Source organism: Streptomyces sp. NPDC048349 (assembly GCF_040651925.1).
Taxonomy (GTDB): domain Bacteria; phylum Actinomycetota; class Actinomycetes; order Streptomycetales; family Streptomycetaceae; genus Streptomyces.
Genome location: NZ_JBEZLA010000052.1, coordinates 1 through 16,447 on the forward strand (window position 1 = coordinate 1; position 16,447 = coordinate 16,447).

At 73.7% G+C, this 16,447-nt stretch carries 12 protein-coding genes and 1 pseudogene; 8 read left to right on the top strand and 5 right to left on the bottom strand.

The window, feature by feature from the left end; genetic code table 11:
* Positions 1-88: 88 nt before the first annotated feature.
* Positions 89-880, bottom strand: coding sequence for an ABC transporter permease (locus AB0D44_RS25275; protein ID WP_362594962.1), 792 nt, complete (start codon positions 878-880; stop codon positions 89-91).
* Positions 877-1,902 carry an ATP-binding cassette domain-containing protein gene (locus AB0D44_RS25280; protein WP_362594964.1) on the bottom strand — a complete coding sequence of 342 codons (1,026 nt, stop codon included), beginning with the start codon at positions 1,900-1,902 and terminating at the stop codon, positions 877-879. The genes AB0D44_RS25275 and AB0D44_RS25280 overlap by 4 nt, the downstream gene beginning before the upstream one ends.
* A 73-nt stretch (positions 1,903-1,975) precedes the next feature.
* Between AB0D44_RS25280 and AB0D44_RS25285 the strand changes: the two genes are divergently transcribed.
* The gene (locus AB0D44_RS25285) at positions 1,976-2,701 is read left to right on the top strand and encodes a TetR/AcrR family transcriptional regulator (RefSeq protein ID WP_362594966.1); all 726 of its coding nucleotides are present in this window, start codon (positions 1,976-1,978) and stop codon (positions 2,699-2,701) included.
* Positions 2,702-2,722: 21 nt separating this feature from the next.
* Here AB0D44_RS25285 and AB0D44_RS25290 read toward each other — a convergent pair whose 3' ends face one another.
* Positions 2,723-3,847: a type ISP restriction/modification enzyme gene (locus tag AB0D44_RS25290; protein ID WP_362595055.1), complete on the bottom strand. Its 1,125-nt coding sequence runs from the start codon at positions 3,845-3,847 to the stop codon at positions 2,723-2,725.
* Positions 3,848-3,995: 148 nt separating this feature from the next.
* On the opposite strand from AB0D44_RS25290, the gene AB0D44_RS25295 reads away from it, so the two are divergent.
* Entirely contained in the window at positions 3,996-4,157 is a 162-nt protein-coding gene (locus AB0D44_RS25295; RefSeq protein ID WP_362594968.1) for a hypothetical protein, read from the top strand.
* Positions 4,158-4,278: 121 nt separating this feature from the next.
* Here AB0D44_RS25295 and AB0D44_RS25300 read toward each other — a convergent pair whose 3' ends face one another.
* Both AB0D44_RS25300 and AB0D44_RS25305 read right to left on the bottom strand, forming a co-directional pair.
* Positions 4,279-5,028: a GntR family transcriptional regulator gene (locus AB0D44_RS25300; protein ID WP_362594970.1), complete on the bottom strand. Its 750-nt coding sequence runs from the start codon at positions 5,026-5,028 to the stop codon at positions 4,279-4,281.
* Between the two features lie 111 nt (positions 5,029-5,139).
* The gene (locus AB0D44_RS25305; RefSeq protein ID WP_362594972.1) at positions 5,140-6,528 is read right to left on the bottom strand and encodes a homogentisate 1,2-dioxygenase; all 1,389 of its coding nucleotides are present in this window, start codon (positions 6,526-6,528) and stop codon (positions 5,140-5,142) included.
* Between the two features lie 157 nt (positions 6,529-6,685).
* Between AB0D44_RS25305 and AB0D44_RS25310 the strand changes: the two genes are divergently transcribed.
* The 6 genes and pseudogenes from AB0D44_RS25310 (at position 6,686) to AB0D44_RS25335 (ending at position 16,420) form a co-directional block, all read left to right on the top strand.
* Positions 6,686-8,848, top strand: a complete 2,163-nt coding sequence (locus AB0D44_RS25310) for a right-handed parallel beta-helix repeat-containing protein (RefSeq protein ID WP_362594974.1) — start codon at positions 6,686-6,688, stop codon at positions 8,846-8,848.
* Between the two features lie 533 nt (positions 8,849-9,381).
* Positions 9,382-10,152, top strand: coding sequence for a hypothetical protein (locus tag AB0D44_RS25315; protein WP_362595057.1), 771 nt, complete (start codon positions 9,382-9,384; stop codon positions 10,150-10,152).
* A 226-nt stretch (positions 10,153-10,378) separates the two neighbouring features.
* Positions 10,379-11,728, top strand: a pseudogene (locus AB0D44_RS25320) (hypothetical protein).
* Between the two features lie 34 nt (positions 11,729-11,762).
* Positions 11,763-12,383, top strand: a complete 621-nt coding sequence (locus AB0D44_RS25325; RefSeq protein WP_362594976.1) for a TetR/AcrR family transcriptional regulator — start codon at positions 11,763-11,765, stop codon at positions 12,381-12,383.
* Positions 12,384-12,525: 142 nt separating this feature from the next.
* Positions 12,526-14,841 (top strand): molybdopterin oxidoreductase family protein, encoded by a 2,316-nt coding sequence (locus AB0D44_RS25330; RefSeq protein WP_362594977.1) that lies wholly within the window; start codon positions 12,526-12,528, stop codon positions 14,839-14,841.
* A gap of 73 nt (positions 14,842-14,914) precedes the next feature.
* Positions 14,915-16,420, top strand: coding sequence for a citrate:proton symporter (locus AB0D44_RS25335; RefSeq protein ID WP_362594979.1), 1,506 nt, complete (start codon positions 14,915-14,917; stop codon positions 16,418-16,420).
* Positions 16,421-16,447 lie beyond the last annotated feature (27 nt).

Genomic DNA, 16,447 nt, shown 5'->3' on the forward strand with positions numbered 1-16,447 from the left:
CCCGTACTGGACGTACTTGGGCTTTCGGCCGGTGCGGCGAGAGTGCGTGCCGGGCACCGCGACGCCGCGGACCTCCGTCAGACACCCCCTAGGCGGCGAGGCCGCGCGCGAACCGGCGCGTGGCCAGCGGCGCGAAGACCGCGAGCAGCACGAACGACCACACGACGGCTCCGGCGACCGGGTGGGCGGCGGGCCAGGCGGCGCCCGCCGCGGCCCCGGCCCCCGCGTTCCCGCACAGGTCGCGCACGGCGGTCGCGACGGCGCTGATCGGGTTCCATTCGGCGACCGTCCGCAGCCAGCCGGGGAGCCCGGCGGTCGGCAGGTACGCGCTGGAGAGCATCGGCAGGACGAAGGTGGCGCTGCCGAGCTGTCCGGCCGCCTCCTCGCTCTTGCTCAGCAGCCCGAGGTACGTCCCGACCCAGGCGGTGGCGAAGCGGAACAGCAGCAGCAGGCCGAAGGCGCCGAGCGCGCCCGGCAGGCCGCTCTCGACGCGCCAGCCCATCGCCAGCCCCACCAGCATCAGCGGCACCATGGAGACCGCAGTGGTGAGCAGATCCGCGGCGGTCTGCCCGAGCGGTACGGCGCTCCGGCTCATCGGCAGCGTCCGGAACCGGTCCATCACCCCGCGGTGGGCGTCCTGCGCGGCGGTGAACATGCCGGTCATCAGGCCGTTCGCGGCGGTCGCGGCGAGCAGCCCGGGGACCAGGAACTCGCGGTACTCGGCGCCCGGCATCGCGAGGGCGCTGCCGAAGACGTAGCCGAAGAACAGCAGCATCGTGATCGGCATGGTCTGGGTGAGGATCAGCAGGGCGGGGGCGTGCCGGGCCTTCTGGAGCTGGCGGGTGAGGACGGCTCCGCCGTCGGACAGCAGGGTGCTCATGCCGCGTTCTCCTTGCGTGCCGTGTTCCGCGCCGCGTTCCGTGCCGCATTCGTGGCCGTGTTCTGTGCCGAGTCCTGTGCTGCCGTGGGGATCCCGGTGAGGCGCAGGAACACTTCGTCGAGGGTGGGAGGGCGCAGGGTCGCATCGGTGACGGCAACCCCGCTGGTGTCGAGCTCGCGGATGATCCGCGGCAGCGTGAGCGCGGAGTCGAGCACGGTGACGCCGACCGTCAGCCGTTCCTCGTCGAGCACCGGCCGGCCGCCGGTGAGCTGGTCCAGTACGGCGGCTGCGCCCGCGAGCGCCTCGCGCGCGGGGACGGCGACCTCGGCGTAGGCGCCGATCCTGGCCTTGAGTTCGCCCGGAGTGCCGTGCGCGGCGGCGCGGCCGCGGTCGACGACCACGATGTCGTCGGCGAGCCGGTCGGCCTCTTCCAGGTACTGGGTGGTGAGCAGCACCGTGGTGCCCTCCTCGGCGAGTTCCCGTACCGCGGTCCAGATCTGCTCCCGGGCCGCCGGATCGAGGCCGGTCGTGGGCTCGTCGAGGAACAGCACGCGGGGCCGGGTCACCAGCCCGGCGGCCAGGTCCAGGCGCCGCTTCATGCCGCCGGACCAGGTGCCGGCCACGCGGTCCGCCGCCTCCCCGAGCCCGAAGCGCTCCAGCAGCCCGTCGGCGCGGTCCCGGCCCGCGGAGCCGCGCAGTCCGGCGAGGCGGGCGAAGAGCCGCAGGTTCTCGCGGCCCGTCAGGTCCCCGTCGACGGAGGCGTACTGGCCGGTGACTCCGATGGCGCGGCGGACCGCCGCGGGATCGCGGGCGACGTCGTGGCCGGCCACGAGGGCGCGCCCGGCGGTGGGCGCGATGAGGGTGGCGAGGATCCGGACCGCGGTGGTCTTGCCCGCGCCGTTGGGTCCCAGGAGGCCGCAGACCGTGCCCTCGGGCACGGCGAGGTCGAGGCCGCGCAGGGCGTGGACCTCCCCGTAGTTCTTCTCCAGAGCCTCACTAAGTACAGCGTACGCAGTTGTCATGCGCGACACCGTACCTCACTACGTACGGCGTACGTAACTAAGATGGTGGCGAGACGACGAGGTGATCTGAGCGATGACAGCCGGCGGGCGACCCGCTGAACCCGAAGTGATCTGGTCCCGCCCCCAGCGGGCCGGCCGCGGTCCCAGGCCCGCGCACAGCCGCGAGTCGATCGCCGCCGAGGCGGTGCGCATCGCCGACGAGGAGGGGATCGAAGCCGTCTCGATGCGGCGCGTGGCGGCCGGGATCGGCGCGGGGACGATGTCCCTCTACAACTACGTGCCGCGCAAGGACGACCTGTACGAGCTGATGGTCGACGCGGTCAGCGGGGAGTACGAGTTCCCCCCGCCGGCCGGCGAGTGGCGGGCCGACGTGCTCGCGCTGGCCCGCCAGACGCGGGCGCTGATGCACCGCCACCCGTGGCTGCCGCGCCTGCTGAGCCCCGTCCACGGCTTCAGCCCGAACGCCCTGCGCTACCTGGAGTACAGCCTGGACTGCCTGGCGCCGCTGGACGTGCCCGATGCCGAGAAGCTGGAGCTGGTCGCCGCGGTCAACGGCGCCGTCGCCACGTACGTCGCGAGCGAACTGGCGCTGGCCGAGCGGGCCCGGTCGCTGCCCTGGAGCGAGGAACAGGAGCAGGGCGTACGGACGGCCTGGCTCGGCTCGTGCCTGGCCACCGGGCAGTACCCGCGACTGGCGGCGGCCCTCACGGGCGGCGGCCCGGTCCCGGGCGCCGGGCTGGACATGGCGGCCGTCTTCGACCGCTCGATGGCGCGGCTGCTGGGGGCCTGGGGCCCGTAAGGGCCGGCGTGTTCGCGGTGCTCAGAGCAGCGCGAACTGCCCGCCCGGCCCCTCCTCCTGGTGGTCCAGGACCGAGGCCGGGCGCCTGGCCCACCGCGGCGGCGGCAGCACCCCGGCCGCCCGCAGCTCCCCGGCGGACAGGGCGGGTCCCGGTTCGAAGGCGGCCCGCTCCGGGGCCAGATCGGCCAGGAGCGCCAAGGTCGTCACCAGGGCCAGCAGCTCCGAGGTCCAGGCCTGCGGCCACTGCGCCGGGCCCAGTGCCTCCAGCCCGTCGGCGGCAGGGTCGCGGTGCGCGCCGCGGGCGGCGAACCAGGCCTCCAGCACCCGCACGCCCTGCACCTCGTACTCCCACGCGCCGACCGGTACGGGGGACACGGTCCCCCCGCCGAAGCCGAGCGTCTCGCTCCCGGCGTCGTACACGACCTCGTCCGGCCAGGCAGTGACCGCCGAGCGGACGTACGGGCGGCGCCCGCCGGGCAGCCGCGGCGCCTCGCCCCCGCGGGCGCCCCGCAGCTGGACCGTGAGCAGCCGGTGCCCCAGTTCCAGCCCGGCCCGCCAGCGCGCGGGGTCGGCGGCGAGCGGGACCCCGTACCCCCGCGGCCCCGGGCGGCCCGCCGCGAGGATCCAGCACAGCAGGTCCTCGGGGGTGACCCAGCCGCCGTACCGCTCGCCCAGCAGCGGCAGCAGGCCGGGGGCGATGTTCGGCTCGGCGCCGCCGGGGCGCCGGTGGAGCGGGCGGATCCGGCCGAGCCGGCCGGCCGGGAGGAGCGCGGTGACCAGCGGGTCCGGCGTCTCCACGAGGAACAGCTGGTGCTGGTCCAGGACCCGCCACAGCTCCGGGCGGGCCGTGTCGATGAGCCGCTGGTCGGGCAGGAGCCACTGCTCGTCGAAGGGCTCGCGGAGCACGCGCACCGGATCGGGGCACGGGCCGGGCACGTCGGCGAAACGGGCGGTGGCAGCCGAGCGCTGGCCGGGCAGCGCGGCCGCACCGGAGGCGGGCGTACGGGTGCGGCTCGGCCGGAACAGCCGCTCCCGCTCGGCCCCTTCGGCGCTGGTCAGGGCCGCCCAGCGGGCGCGCAGGGCTGCCGGATCGGGCGCGGCCACCCAGTCCCGGCCCAGGCGCAGGCCGCCCACGGCCCAGGGCATCAGATCGTCCAGCAGCAGGTCCGGCAGCGGTGCGTCAGCGCTCACGCCGCCGATGGTAGCGACGGCTTCCGGCGGCCGGGCTGTGTCCAGGCCGAAGCGCTACGCTCCTTATGTACGCATACGTACGGTATCGACCGAGGAGACGGCCATGAGTCAGTACGACGAATACTCGACTCCTTCGCAGGCCGAGGGCGAGCGGCTCGACGAGGACATGGACGAGACCCAGCGCAAGCAGCTGCACCCCCAGACGATGCGGACCACGCCGTCGCAGGCGGAGGGCGAGCGCGCCAAGGACGAGGAAGAGAAGTAGCCCGCCGACAGGAACAGCCCGGCCGTGACCCGGACGGGCCTCGTCCGGGGGTCCGGCGGTTCCTGCGCGCCTCTGGGGACGGCGCGCGCGTCTGCGGGAGTCGGTGCGACGCTTCCCCGCGTCAGTGCGCGTCGACCGTCACCGTGAAGGAGAACCGGTCGCCGCGGTAGCGGATCCGTGCCACGTCCACCACCCGGCCGTCCTCGTCGTAGGTCACGCCCGTGTAGTGCAGGATCGGGCTGAGCAGCGGCACCTGGAGCAGCTCGGCCGTCTCCGGGTCCGCGAGCCGCGCCTCGACCGTGTCGGTGATCCGGCTGATGCGCACCCCGACGACGTCCCGCAGGACCTTCGTCATCGGCCACCGTTCGAGATCAGCCAGCCGTACCGCCTCGGCGAGCTCCGGAAGGACCGCGTTCTCCACCCAGTTCGTCGGCTCGCCGCTCGCCCGGTCGTGGCGGAGCCGGCGGTACGTGACCACCTCGGGCGTGTCCGGGAAGTGCTCCAGCAGCTCCCCGGACACCGCCGTGCGCCCGTGGCCGAGGATCGTCGTACGGTCGCCCGACTGCTGGGCCACGATCGCGTCGACCGAGCCCAGCAGCCGCACCGGAGAGCCGCGCCGCGCGCCCGGCTCGATGAAGGTGCCGCGCCGCCGGTGCCGGCTGATCAGGCCCTCGCCCTCCAGCTCCTTGAGCGCCTGCCGCATGGTCAGCACGCTCACCCCGTAGTGCTCGGCGAGCTGCTCTTCCGTGGGCAGGCGCAGCGAGGCGTCCGGGGTGCGCCCCAGTATCGAGGCGCGCAGCGACTGTGACACCTGGTACCAGAGGGGCAGTTTCCGGTTCAGGACCAGCGAGTCGGGTGCGAAGGCGGTCACGGGAGGTTCTCCGAACGGCTGGACGGCGGTGCGGCGCGGTGCGGGCGCGGTGCGCCGGCGCGAGGCGCAGGCGCGCTACGCAGGCGCGCTACGCAGGGTATGCAGTGCAGGTCAGGCGCGGAAGTGGCGCTGCAGGCCCTGCCACACGTCGTCGTATCGGCGCTGGAGGTGATCCGCGCCGGCCGCCTGGGCGGTGGCGGTGATCGGCCAGCGGGTCTCGAACATGAAGGCCAGGCCGTCGTCGATCTTCTGCGGCTTCAGCTCGGCGGCGCTGGCCCGGTCGAACGTCTCCCGGTCCGGGCCGTGCGCCGACATCATGTTGTGCAACGAGCCGCCGCCCGGCACGAACCCTTCCGCCTTGGCGTCGTAGGCGCCTTCGATCAGGCCCATGTACTCGCTCATCACGTTGCGGTGGAAGTACGGCGGGCGGAAGGTGTCCTCGCCGACCAGCCAGCGCGGCGCGAAGACCACGAAGTCCACGCCGGCCAGTCCCGGCGTGTCGGAGGGCGAGGTCAGCACCGTGAAGATCGACGGGTCGGGGTGGTCGTAGCTGATCGAGCCCAGGACGTTGAAGCGGCGCAGGTCGTAGACGTAGGGCACGTGGGTGCCGTGCCAGGCGACGACGTCGAGCGGCGAGTGGTCGTAGGTGGCCGACCAGAGGTTGCCGCAGAACTTGTTGACCACCTCGGTCGGGCGGTCGAGGAGTTCGGGGGTTTCGTACGCGGCCACCGGAGCCCGGAAGTCGCGGGCCGCGGCGAGGCCGTTGGCCCCGATCGGGCCCAGGTTCGGCAGCTCGAAGGGCTGGCCGTAGTTCTCGCAGACGTAGCCGCGGGCGGGCGCGGAGCGACCGGCTCCGGTGTCGCCGCCGTCGGCGGCGCCGTCGCCGGTGCCGGTGCCGCTGTCGGTGTCCAGGAGCTCCACGCGGAAGCGGACGCCGCGCGGGATCAGGGCGACCTCGCCCGGACGGACGGCGAGCAGGCCGAGTTCGGTGCGCAGCAGCAGCCCGCCGCGCTCGGGGACGATCAGCAGCTCGCCGTCGGAGGTGCTGAACACCCGGTCGACCATGGGGGCGTTGGCGGCGTAGAGGTGGATGGCCATGCCGGTGCGCTGGGCGGCGTCGCCGTTGCCCCCGAGGGTCCACAGGCCGGCCAGGAAGTCGGTGCCGGGCGCCGGGTCGGGCAGCGGGTTCCAGCGCAGCCGGTTCGGGTCCGCGGCCATCTCGGTGAAGGGCCCCGTGCGCAGGGCCCCGTTGTCGATCCGGGTGAAGGGCGGGTGCACGGCCGACGGGCGGATCCGGTACAGCCACGAGCGGCGGTTGTGGGTGCGCGGCTCGGTGAAGGCGGAGCCGCTGAGCTGTTCGGCGTAGAGGCCCAGGGGTGCGCGCTGGGGCGAGTTCCGGCCGAGCGGCAGGGCGCCGGGGACGGCCTCCGAGCTGTGCTCGTTGCCGAAGCCGGTGAGGTACTCCAGCCCCTCCGCCGTCTTCCTGGCCTGCTCGCTCATGTGCTGCTCCCGCTCCGTCGAAGGAATCCTATGGTCGACAGTAGGATTCCGCGGCCCCCACGTCAACGGTGACCTTGGCGCAGAGGCCTCTCCTCGGCGGAACGGATTCGCGCAGAGGGGGCTCACAAAAGATGAACATTGCTCTACTCTCACGCGCATGTCGTGGACCCGCAGGTTCCCTGCCGTGCCGGCGGCGCTCCTCGCCGCCCTCCTCGCCCTCCTGTCCCTCTTCGCCGCCGCGCCCGCCGCCCGCGCGCACGAGGAGCGCCCCGTCACCCTCCCGGACGGCTCCGGCTCCGTACCCGCGTACCGGAACGCCGAGCCCGACCTCCTCGTCTGCAAGACCGGCCGGCGCGACTTCGAACGCCGCATATCCGGCTTTCCGGAGGCGCTCAAGCAACGCAACCTCGCCCTGTACGAACGGTGCGAGAAGAGCGGCTACCGCCACCTCCAGGAGGCCGTCGACGCCGTCGACCGGCCCGGGATGAACATCGCGGTCCTGCCGGGCCTCTACGAAGAGGAGCCCTCGCTGGGCAAGCCGGCGGGGGAGTGCGCCGCCCTGAAGGCCCCGAACTCCTCGCTCGGCTACCAGATCCTCAGCTACGAGCAGCAGGTGGCCTGCCGCCACAACCAGAACCTCGTCGCCATCCTCGGCAAGACGAACCTCCAGATCGAGGGCACCGGCGCCGCACGCACCGACGTGGTCATCGACGCCAAGTACCAGAAGCTGAACGCGCTGCGCGCCGACCGGTCCAACGGCATCTACTTCCGCAACTTCACCGCCCAGCGCACCACCTTCAACTCGCTGTACGTGCTGGCGGGCGACGGGTTCGTCATCGACGACGTCCTGACCCGCTGGAACGACGAGTACGGCTTCCTCACCTTCGCCAGCGACCACGGCCTCTACAAGAACTGCGAGTCGTACGGCAACGGCGACTCCGGCATCTATCCCGGCAGCGCGTCCGACATCAACGACGGCCGCGGCTACGACGTGCCCCGCTACTCCATCGAGATCACCGGCTGCCGCAGCCACCACAACATGGTCGGCTACTCGGGCACCGCGGGCGACTCGGTGTGGGTGCACGACAACGAGTTCGACCAGAACATGGGCGGCGCCTCGATGGACAGCGCCTTCCCCGGCCACCCCGGACTTCCGCAGAACCACGCCAAGTTCGAGCGCAACCTGATCCACGACAACAACCAGGACTACTACCGGTACGTCGCCGACGGCACCTGCGCCAAGCCGCCGGTCGAGCGCGGCTACGAACGCGGCGTCGTGTGCCCGCAGATCTCCATGCCGCCGGGCACCGGCATCATCACCGCGGGCGGCAACTGGAACCTCTACGAGGACAACTGGGTGTACGGACACCGGCGCGCGGGCTTCTTCCTCAGCGCGGTACCCGCCTTCATCCGCGGCGAGGAGCAGTGGTCGAAGCAGGCCGACACCTCCCACCACAACCGCTACGCCGGGAACACCCTGGGCAAGGACAAGTCCGGCGCCGCCCGCCCCAACGGCATGGACGTGTGGTGGGACGGCCAGGGCCGCGGCAACTGCTGGCAGGACGGACCCGACGGCACCACGCCGGGCACGCTGCCGCGGTGCGGCCAGGCCCGCGGGGACGTCACCGGCGCCTCGGCCCGGCTGATCGGCGAACCGGTCAAGCTGGTCCAGCTGCTCGTCTGCGCGGACTACAGCGTCCAGGCGCGCAAACTCCCGGCCGGCTGCGACTGGTACGGTGCCCGCGGTCTGGAACGGGTCGAGACCCAGATCGCGCTCGCCGTGGCGGGCGTCCTGCTGCTGGTCGGCGGCGTGCTGTGGTGGCGCCGGCTGCGCGGCTCGCGCCTGGGCACGGCGGCCTCGCTGCTGGGCCTGGCGGGCCTGGCCCTGGACGTGGCCGGCTCCACGGCCGGCCTGGTGGCCACCTCCGTTCCGGCACTGGCCCTCCTCCTCCTCGGACTGTGGTGGACGGGTGTCGGGCTGGCCCTGCGCCCGACCCGCCCCTGGTTGGCCCGCCTGACCCTCCTGCTGGCCGGACTGACCCTGCTGGACGCCTTCGACAAGGCCGTCCTGATGATCCCCTGGACCCCGCTGAGCCCCGCCTGGGTGCGGTCCCTGCTCGCCGTGGCCTGGGTCCTGTGGGCGGTCGTCGCCTCGGCCCGCCCCCACACCCCGCCCCACCCCTGCACCCCCGGCGAAGCCCCCGCGAACGACCGCCCCTTGGCCCCGGCCGCCCCCACCCCCACCTTCGGCGCATCCCCCGAATCCCCATCCGCCCCAGGCCCCCAGTCACCCACCCCACCCCAGGGCCCCCAGCGGTGACCCCCCACCCCGCCCCTGGCAGGCGAGAGACGCATGCCCACCCCACCCCCGGCCCCCCGGCCGAGACCGCCCACCCCACCCCCGGCGCTCGGGCCGAGACCGCCTGCCCCGCCCCCGGCGCCAGGGCCGAGACCGCCCACCCTGCCCCCGGGAGCCGGGCCGAGACCGCCTGCCCCGCCCCCGGGGCCCGAGCCGAGACCGCCCACCCTGCCCCCGGGAGCCGGGTCGTGACCGGCGGCCCCGCCCCCGGCGCTTGGGCCGAGACCGCCCACCCTGCTCCCGGAAGCCGGGTTGTGACCGCCCACCCCGCCCCCGGCAGGCCGGCGGAGACGGCCCGGCCCGCTCCGGGCAGGCAGGACGGGTACGCCCGCCCCGCGCTCAGGAGCTCGGCGATGACCGCCCGCCCCGCCCCCGGGGCCCGGCTCGTGACCGGCGGCGGAGCCCCCGCCGGTGACGGCGCCCGTGCCGCCGGTGCCGGTCGCGCCGCGCGCACTCCGGCCCGGCTCGCCCTGGCGTTGTTGCTCGCCTGCGTGATGGCGACGGGCTGTGGTGGGCGGGCCACCACCCACCACAAGCCCGGCACCAGCCACGAGCAGGCCTCCGGGGAGACGGGCACTCTGCTCGCCGCCGACGACGGCGCCGGCCACCGGCTGCGCGAGGTCCCGGCGCAGGGCGCGCCGGAGGTGCGGCTCACCGCCCGGCCGGACTCGGAGGACGGCTGGAACCTCCAACTGGCCGTGCAGAACTTCCGCTTCACCCCCGACAGCACCGGCGGGGCCGCCCTCCCGGGCGCGGGCCACGCCCACCTGGAGCTCGACGGCCGCAAACTGGCCCGGCTGTACGGCCCCTGGTTCCACCTGCCCGCCGCGCAGGTCCCCGAAGGCACGCACACCCTGACCGTCCGCCTGTACGCCGACGACCACACCGCCTGGGCGGTCTCGGGCAAGGCGGTCGAGGGCACGACCCCGCTCACCGCCACCGCGCCCGCCCCGGGCAGCCGGCCCGGCGGGCACGACCACGGCAGCACCCCGCAGGAGCAGGCCGACCGGACGGTCACCATCACCGTCCGGGACGGCAAGGTTAGCCCCGCTCCCGCCCGCACCGAACTGCGCCGCGGCCAACGGGTGGCCCTGCGCGTGACCAGCGACCGCTCGGACACCCTGCACGTCCACGGCTACGACAAGGAACTCACCCTGCCCGCAGGCCAGGAGGCCACCCTGATCCTGACGGCCGACCGCACGGGCCTCTTCGAGGTCGAGACGCACGAGTCCGCCCTCGTCCTGACCCAACTCCTCGTCCGATGACCCCGCCGAGGCCCGCACCGATGCCGAGGCAAAACCCCGGGCTCATGCCCCCGCCGATGCCGAGACCGAACCCCAGGCTCATGCCCCCGCCGATGCCGGTGCCGCCCACACCTCCCCGGGCCGGGGGAGTGGGGGCCCCGGGTGGCGGGACGCCGGCGGGCCGATGCTGACCCCGGCCGGTCCGGTCCCCGCCCCGCGCGCCGGCGGTGGTGGGGCCGGCCAGGGCGTGGTCCTGCACCCGGCCGATCCGCTCACCACGCTCGCGCACGGGATCGGGTCCCAGCACGATCTGCCCATCTCTCCCTTCTATGCATTCGCCGGTGCTTTCGCCGCACTCTTCATCTCGTTCCTCGCGCTGGGTCTCCTCTGGTCCACCTCCCGATTCCGCGCCGACCGCTCCGGTCGCCCCCTTCCAGCCGCCCTCCAGCGAGCCGCCGACGCCCCCGCCACCCGCACCGCCCTGCGCGGCCTCGGCCTCGCCGCCGCCCTGGCCGTCCTCCTTCACCTCCTCCTCGGTCCCGACGACGCCGCGCACAATCCCGCTCCCGGCGCCGTCTACGTCCTCTTCTGGGTCGGACTTGTCCCCGCCTCCCTCCTCCTCGGCCCGGTCTGGCGCCTGCTCAACCCGCTCCGCACCCTGCACCGCCTGCTCACCCGGGCCATCCACCGCCACCCCGGCCCTGACCACCCCGGCCCTGACCGCCCAGGCCCCGACCGCGCCCGCCCCTAACGCCCCCTCCCCGCCCGCCTCGGCCAATGGCCGGCCGCTGCCGGGCTGTTCGCCTTCACCTGGCTCGAGCTCGTCTCTCCCGACCCCGCATCCACCACCACCCTCCTCATCGCCCTCGCCACCTACGCCACCGCCCACCTGCTGCTCGCCGCCCGCTTCGGCGAGCGCTGGTTCGACGACGCCGACGCCTTCGAGGCGTACTCCGCCCTCCTGGCCCGCCTCTCCCCCCTCGGCCGCCGAAGCGACGGCCATCTGGTCCTGCGCAACCCCTTCCACGGACTCGACGCGACGCCCGAGCGGCCCGGACTCGTCGCCACCGTCTGCGTCCTGCTCGGTTCCACCGCCTACGACGGCTTCTCCGACAACCCCTCCTGGATCAACCTCCTCCAGACCTCCCCCCTCGGCCGCACCCCCACGGCCACACTCGGACTGCTCGCTTCCGTCGCCCTCGTCGCCACCCTGTACTGCCTCTGCGCGGCGGCCACCCGCTTCGTCAGCGGTCCGCACCCCGGCCCGCTCACCGCGTTCGCGCACTCACTCGTACCGATCGCACTCGGTTATCTCATCGCCCACTACTTCTCCCTTCTGGTAACCGAAGGACCACGCACAGTAAGCATGGCACTCGGCACTGACAACGCCCCCGACCCCGCTCCACCCCTGGGTCCGGGCGGCCTCGCCGCCCTCCAGGTCATGGCCGTCGTCGCCAGCCACGTGCTCGGCGTCGTCGCCGCCCACGACCGGTCCGTCCGCCTCTTCCCGCCCGCCCGGGCCGTGGCCGGCCAGCTGCCGCTGCTCGCGCTGATGATCACGTACACGATCGGCGGGCTGAGCCTCCTGCTGAACTGAGCCCCCGCTCGACACAGAAGCGAGGAACGGCATGATGGACCCCGTGCCTCCCGCCCACCCCCTGCGCCGCACCCCGATCCAGCAGCGCAGCGCCGACCGGCTCGCCCGGATCCTCGACGCATGCGCCGAGCTGCTCGACGAGACCGGGTACGAGAACCTCAGCACCCGCGCGGTCGCCCTGCGCGCCGGGGTGCCGATCGGTTCGGTCTACCGCTTCTTCGGCAACAAGCGGGCCATGGCCATCGCCCTCGCGCACCGCAACCTGGACCGCTACGCCGACGGCATCGCGGACCGGCTCGCGGACCTCCCCGCCACCCACTGGCGGCCCGTCGTCGACGCCGTACTGGACGAGTACCTGGTCATGAAGCGGAGCGTGCCCGGCTTCGCGCTCGTCGACTTCGGCGTGCCCGCGCCGCCGCCCGAGGGGCCGGAGGCCGACCCCAACCACCTGGTCGCCGCCCGCCTCACCGAACTGCTCTGCGCCCACCTCGGGCTGAGCCCCGACGTCGCCCTCGGGCGGGCCGTCCTCGTCTCCGTCGAGGCCACGGACGCGCTGATCCAACTGGCCTTCCGCACCGACCCGGCAGGCGACCCCGGCATCGTCGCCGAGACGCGCGCGATGATGCACGCCTACCTGGCCCGCGTACTGGACTGACCCCCTGCGCAGCCCCGGTGTCGCTGCGGCTCCGGTCCGGCGCGGCGTCGGGCCCCTCCAGCCCCTCCCCTCCGTCCCAACCGGTCGGTATGCTCGGAGCGCCCGCGTGCCCGCGCCGCAGCCTGCTGCCCCTGGAGGGCCCATGCCCCGCACCGCCCTGCGCATCTGCCCCCTGTGCGAAGCCACCTGCGGCCTCACCCTCACCATCGAGGGCGCCGCCGTCACCGGCGCCCGCGGTGACCGCGAGGACGTTTTCAGCCGCGGCTTCATCTGCCCCAAGGGCGCCGCCTTCGGAGCACTCGACTCCGATCCCGACCGGCTGCGCGCCCCCCTGGTCCGACGCGACGGCCGGCTCCAGGAGGCCACCTGGGAGGAGGCCTTCGACACCATCGCCGCCGCCGTCCCCGCCCTCGTCCGGGAGCACGGACCCCAGGCGGCCGGCCTCGTCCTCGGCAACCCGAACGTCCACACCATGGCCGGCGCCCTCTATCCGCCCCTGCTCCTCAAGGCCCTCGGCACCCGCAACCTCTTCACCGCCAGCACGCTCGACCAGATGCCCAAGCACGTCTCCAGCGGTCTGCTCTTCGGCGATGCCTTCGCCATCCCGGTCCCCGACCTCGACCGCACCGACTTCCTGCTGCTCCTCGGCGCCAATCCGGTGGAGTCCAACGGTTCGCTGTGCACCGCCCCCGACTTCCCGGGCCGGCTCAAGGCCCTGCGCGCCCGCGGCGGGACCCTGGTCGTCGTCGACCCGCGCCGCACGCGCACGGCCAAGCTCGCCGACCGCCACCTCGCGCCGCGCCCGGGCAGCGACGCGCTGCTGCTCGCCGCCCTCGCGCACACGCTGATCGAGGAGAAGCTCGCGGCTCCCGGCGCACTGGAGGAACAGATCGAGGGAACCGGGGAACTCGCCGCCGCGCTCGAGAGTTTCACTCCCGAGGCCGTAGCACCCGCCTGCGACCTCACGGCCGCCGAGATCCGCACCCTCGCCCGCGAGCTCGCCGCCGCCCCCACCGCAGCCGTCTACGCGCGCATCGGCAGCTGCACCGTCGAGTACGGCACGCTCGCCAGCTGGCTGGTCGACGTACTGAACATCCTCACCGGCAACCTCGACCGGCCGGGCGGAGCCCTCTTCCCGCTCTCCGCGACGGCCCCCGCGCCCAGGCCGGCCGGTCCCGGCAAGGGGTTCGCCCTCGGCCGCTGGGCGAGCCGGGTCAGCGGCCACCCCGAAGCCAAGGGCGAACTCCCCACCGCCGCGCTGGCGGAGGAGATCGACACACCCGGGGAAGGGCGGATCCGGGTCCTGCTCGCCATCGCCGCCAACCCCGTCCTGTCCGCACCCGACGGCGACCGGCTCGACCGGGCGCTGGCCGGGCTCGAATTCATGGTCTCCGTCGACCCCTACCTGAACGAGACCTCGCGCCACGCCCATGTCGTACTGCCCCCGCCGCCGCCCTCCCAGAGCGCGCACTTCGACTTCGCGTTCAACGGGTTCGCCGTACGCAACCAGGCCCGCTACACGCCCGCCGCCGTCCCGCTGGAGGCAGGGCGGATGGACGAGTGTGAGATCCACGCGCGGCTGATCCTGGCCGTCTCCGGCCTGCACGGGTCCGCCGACCCGGCCGGTGTCGACGAACTGGCCATCCACTCCGCCCTCGCCAAGGAAACCGCCGCTGCGCACTCCCCGCTGCACGGGCAGGATCCGGCGCGCCTCGCAGGCCTGCTCACGGGTGGGAGCGGCCCCGAGCGGCGGCTCGATCTGATGCTCCGACTCGGGCCGTACGGAGACCGGTTCAGAGTCGGCGCCGCCGAGCGCGAAGCCGAGCCGGGCGCCGACCCCTCTGCCCAACCCGCCGCCGACCCCTCTGCCCAACCCGCCGCCGACGCCGCGGCGTACGGGCTCAGCCTGGAGCGGCTGCTGGCGTCACCGCACGGCATCGACCTGGGACCGCTCGGGCCCCGGCTTCCGGGCGTGCTGAAGACCCGCAGCGGCAGGATCGAGCTGCTCCCGGACCCGATCGCGGCAGAGCTCCCCAGGCTGCGTGCGGCGCTCGCCGACCGCCCCGCCGCCCTGGTGCTCGTGGGCCGCCGCCATCTGCGGTCCAACAACAGCTGGTTGCACAACGTCCCGGCCCTCACCGGAGGTTCCAACCGGTGCACCCTCCAGGTCCACCCGCAGGACGCGGACCGGCTTGGCCTCACCGACGGGGGCCGGGCCAGGATCACCGCCGACGGGGGCAGCCTGGACGTGCCCGTGGAGATCACCGACACCCTGCGCACCGGAGTGGTGAGCCTGCCGCACGGCTGGGGCCACGACCGCACCGGCACCCGGCTCTCGGTCGCCGCCGCCACCCCCGGCGCCAACGTCAACCAGCTGCTCGACGGCAGCCGGCTCGATCCGCTCTCGGGAACAGCCGTGCTCAACGGCTTCCCCGTCACGCTCGCACCCCTGCCCTGAGCTGCAGTTTTGCTCGTATTGCTCACGCGTTGACGTCTTGTTGGCGCAAGGAGGAGGCACCTACGTTCCCTGCATGCTGACCATCCTCGGCTTCGCCATGATCGCGACCTTCCTGGTCCTGATCATGCTGAAGAAAATGTCGCCCATCGCGGCGCTCGTCCTCATCCCCGCGCTGTTCTGCGTGTTCGCAGGAAAGGGCGCCCACCTCGGCGACTACGTCATCGACGGCGTCGGCAAACTCGCGCCGACCGCCGCGATGCTGATGTTCGCCATCGTCTACTTCGGCGTGATGATCGACGTCGGCCTCTTCGACCCGATCGTGCGCGGCATCCTGCGCTTCTGCAAGGCAGACCCCGTGCGCGTGGTCGTCGGCACCGCCGTCCTCGCCGCGATCGTCTCGCTCGACGGAGACGGATCGACCACCTTCATGATCACCGTCTCGGCGATGTACCCGCTCTACAAGCGGCTCGGCCTGAGCCTCGTGGTCATGACGGGCGTCGCGGCCACCGCCAACGGCGTCATGAACACCCTGCCCTGGGGCGGGCCCACGGCCCGCGCCGCGACCGCCCTCAAGCTCGACGCCGCCGACATCTTCGTCCCGATGATCCCGGCCCTCGCGATGGGCCTGATCTTCGTGTTCGTCCTGGCCTACGTCCTCGGCGTGAAGGAGCGCCGCCGGGTCGGCCTGCTGGCCATGCCCGAAGACGATGCCGTCACAACACCCGCCCTCGCCCCCGCCACCGCAGCCGAGCGCGCCCCGGAGACCGCATCCGCGCTGGTGGCCGCCGGTACGGGCGGCTCCGCCGAGGGCCCGTCGGGCCCGGCCGGCCACGGTGGTACGCCCTCCACCGTGGCCGGCGGCTCCGATCCGGCCGCCCCGAGCCCGAGCCCGGCTCCGACCCCCGCCCCGGCCGCCCCCGAGGCCGCCGCGGACGGGTTCCAGGGCCTCGACCCCCACCGCGCCACCCTGCGCCCGCGCCTGTACTGGTTCAACGCCGGTCTCACCCTCGCCCTGCTCACCGCGATGATCACGGAGCTGCTGCCCATCCCGGTGCTGTTCCTGCTCGGCGCCGCCCTCGCCCTCACCGTCAACTTCCCACACATGCCCGACCAGAAGGCGCGGATCGGCGCCCACGCCGAGAACGTCCTCAACGTCGCCGGCATGGTCTTCGCCGCCGCCGTCTTCACCGGCGTCCTCTCCGGCACCGGCATGGTCAAGCACATGGCCGACTGGCTTGTCGGCGCCGTCCCCGAGGGCATGGGTCCGCACATGGCGCTGGTCACCGGCCTGCTCAGCCTGCCGCTCACCTACTTCATGTCCAACGACGGCTTCTACTTCGGTGTGCTGCCCGTCCTCGCCGAAGCAGGCGCCGCCCACGGCGTCTCCCCGCTCGAGATCGCCCGCGCCTCCCTGGTGGGGCAGGCGCTGCACATGTCGAGCCCGCTGGTTCCGGCCGTCTACGTCCTCGTCGGCATGGCCAAGGTCGAGTTCGGCGACCACACCCGCTTCACGGTGAAATGGGCGGCCCTGACCTCCCTGGTGGTCCTCGCGGCGGGGATGCTTTTCGGCATCATCTGATCCCGGCCGCCCCTGGCGCGCAGAAAA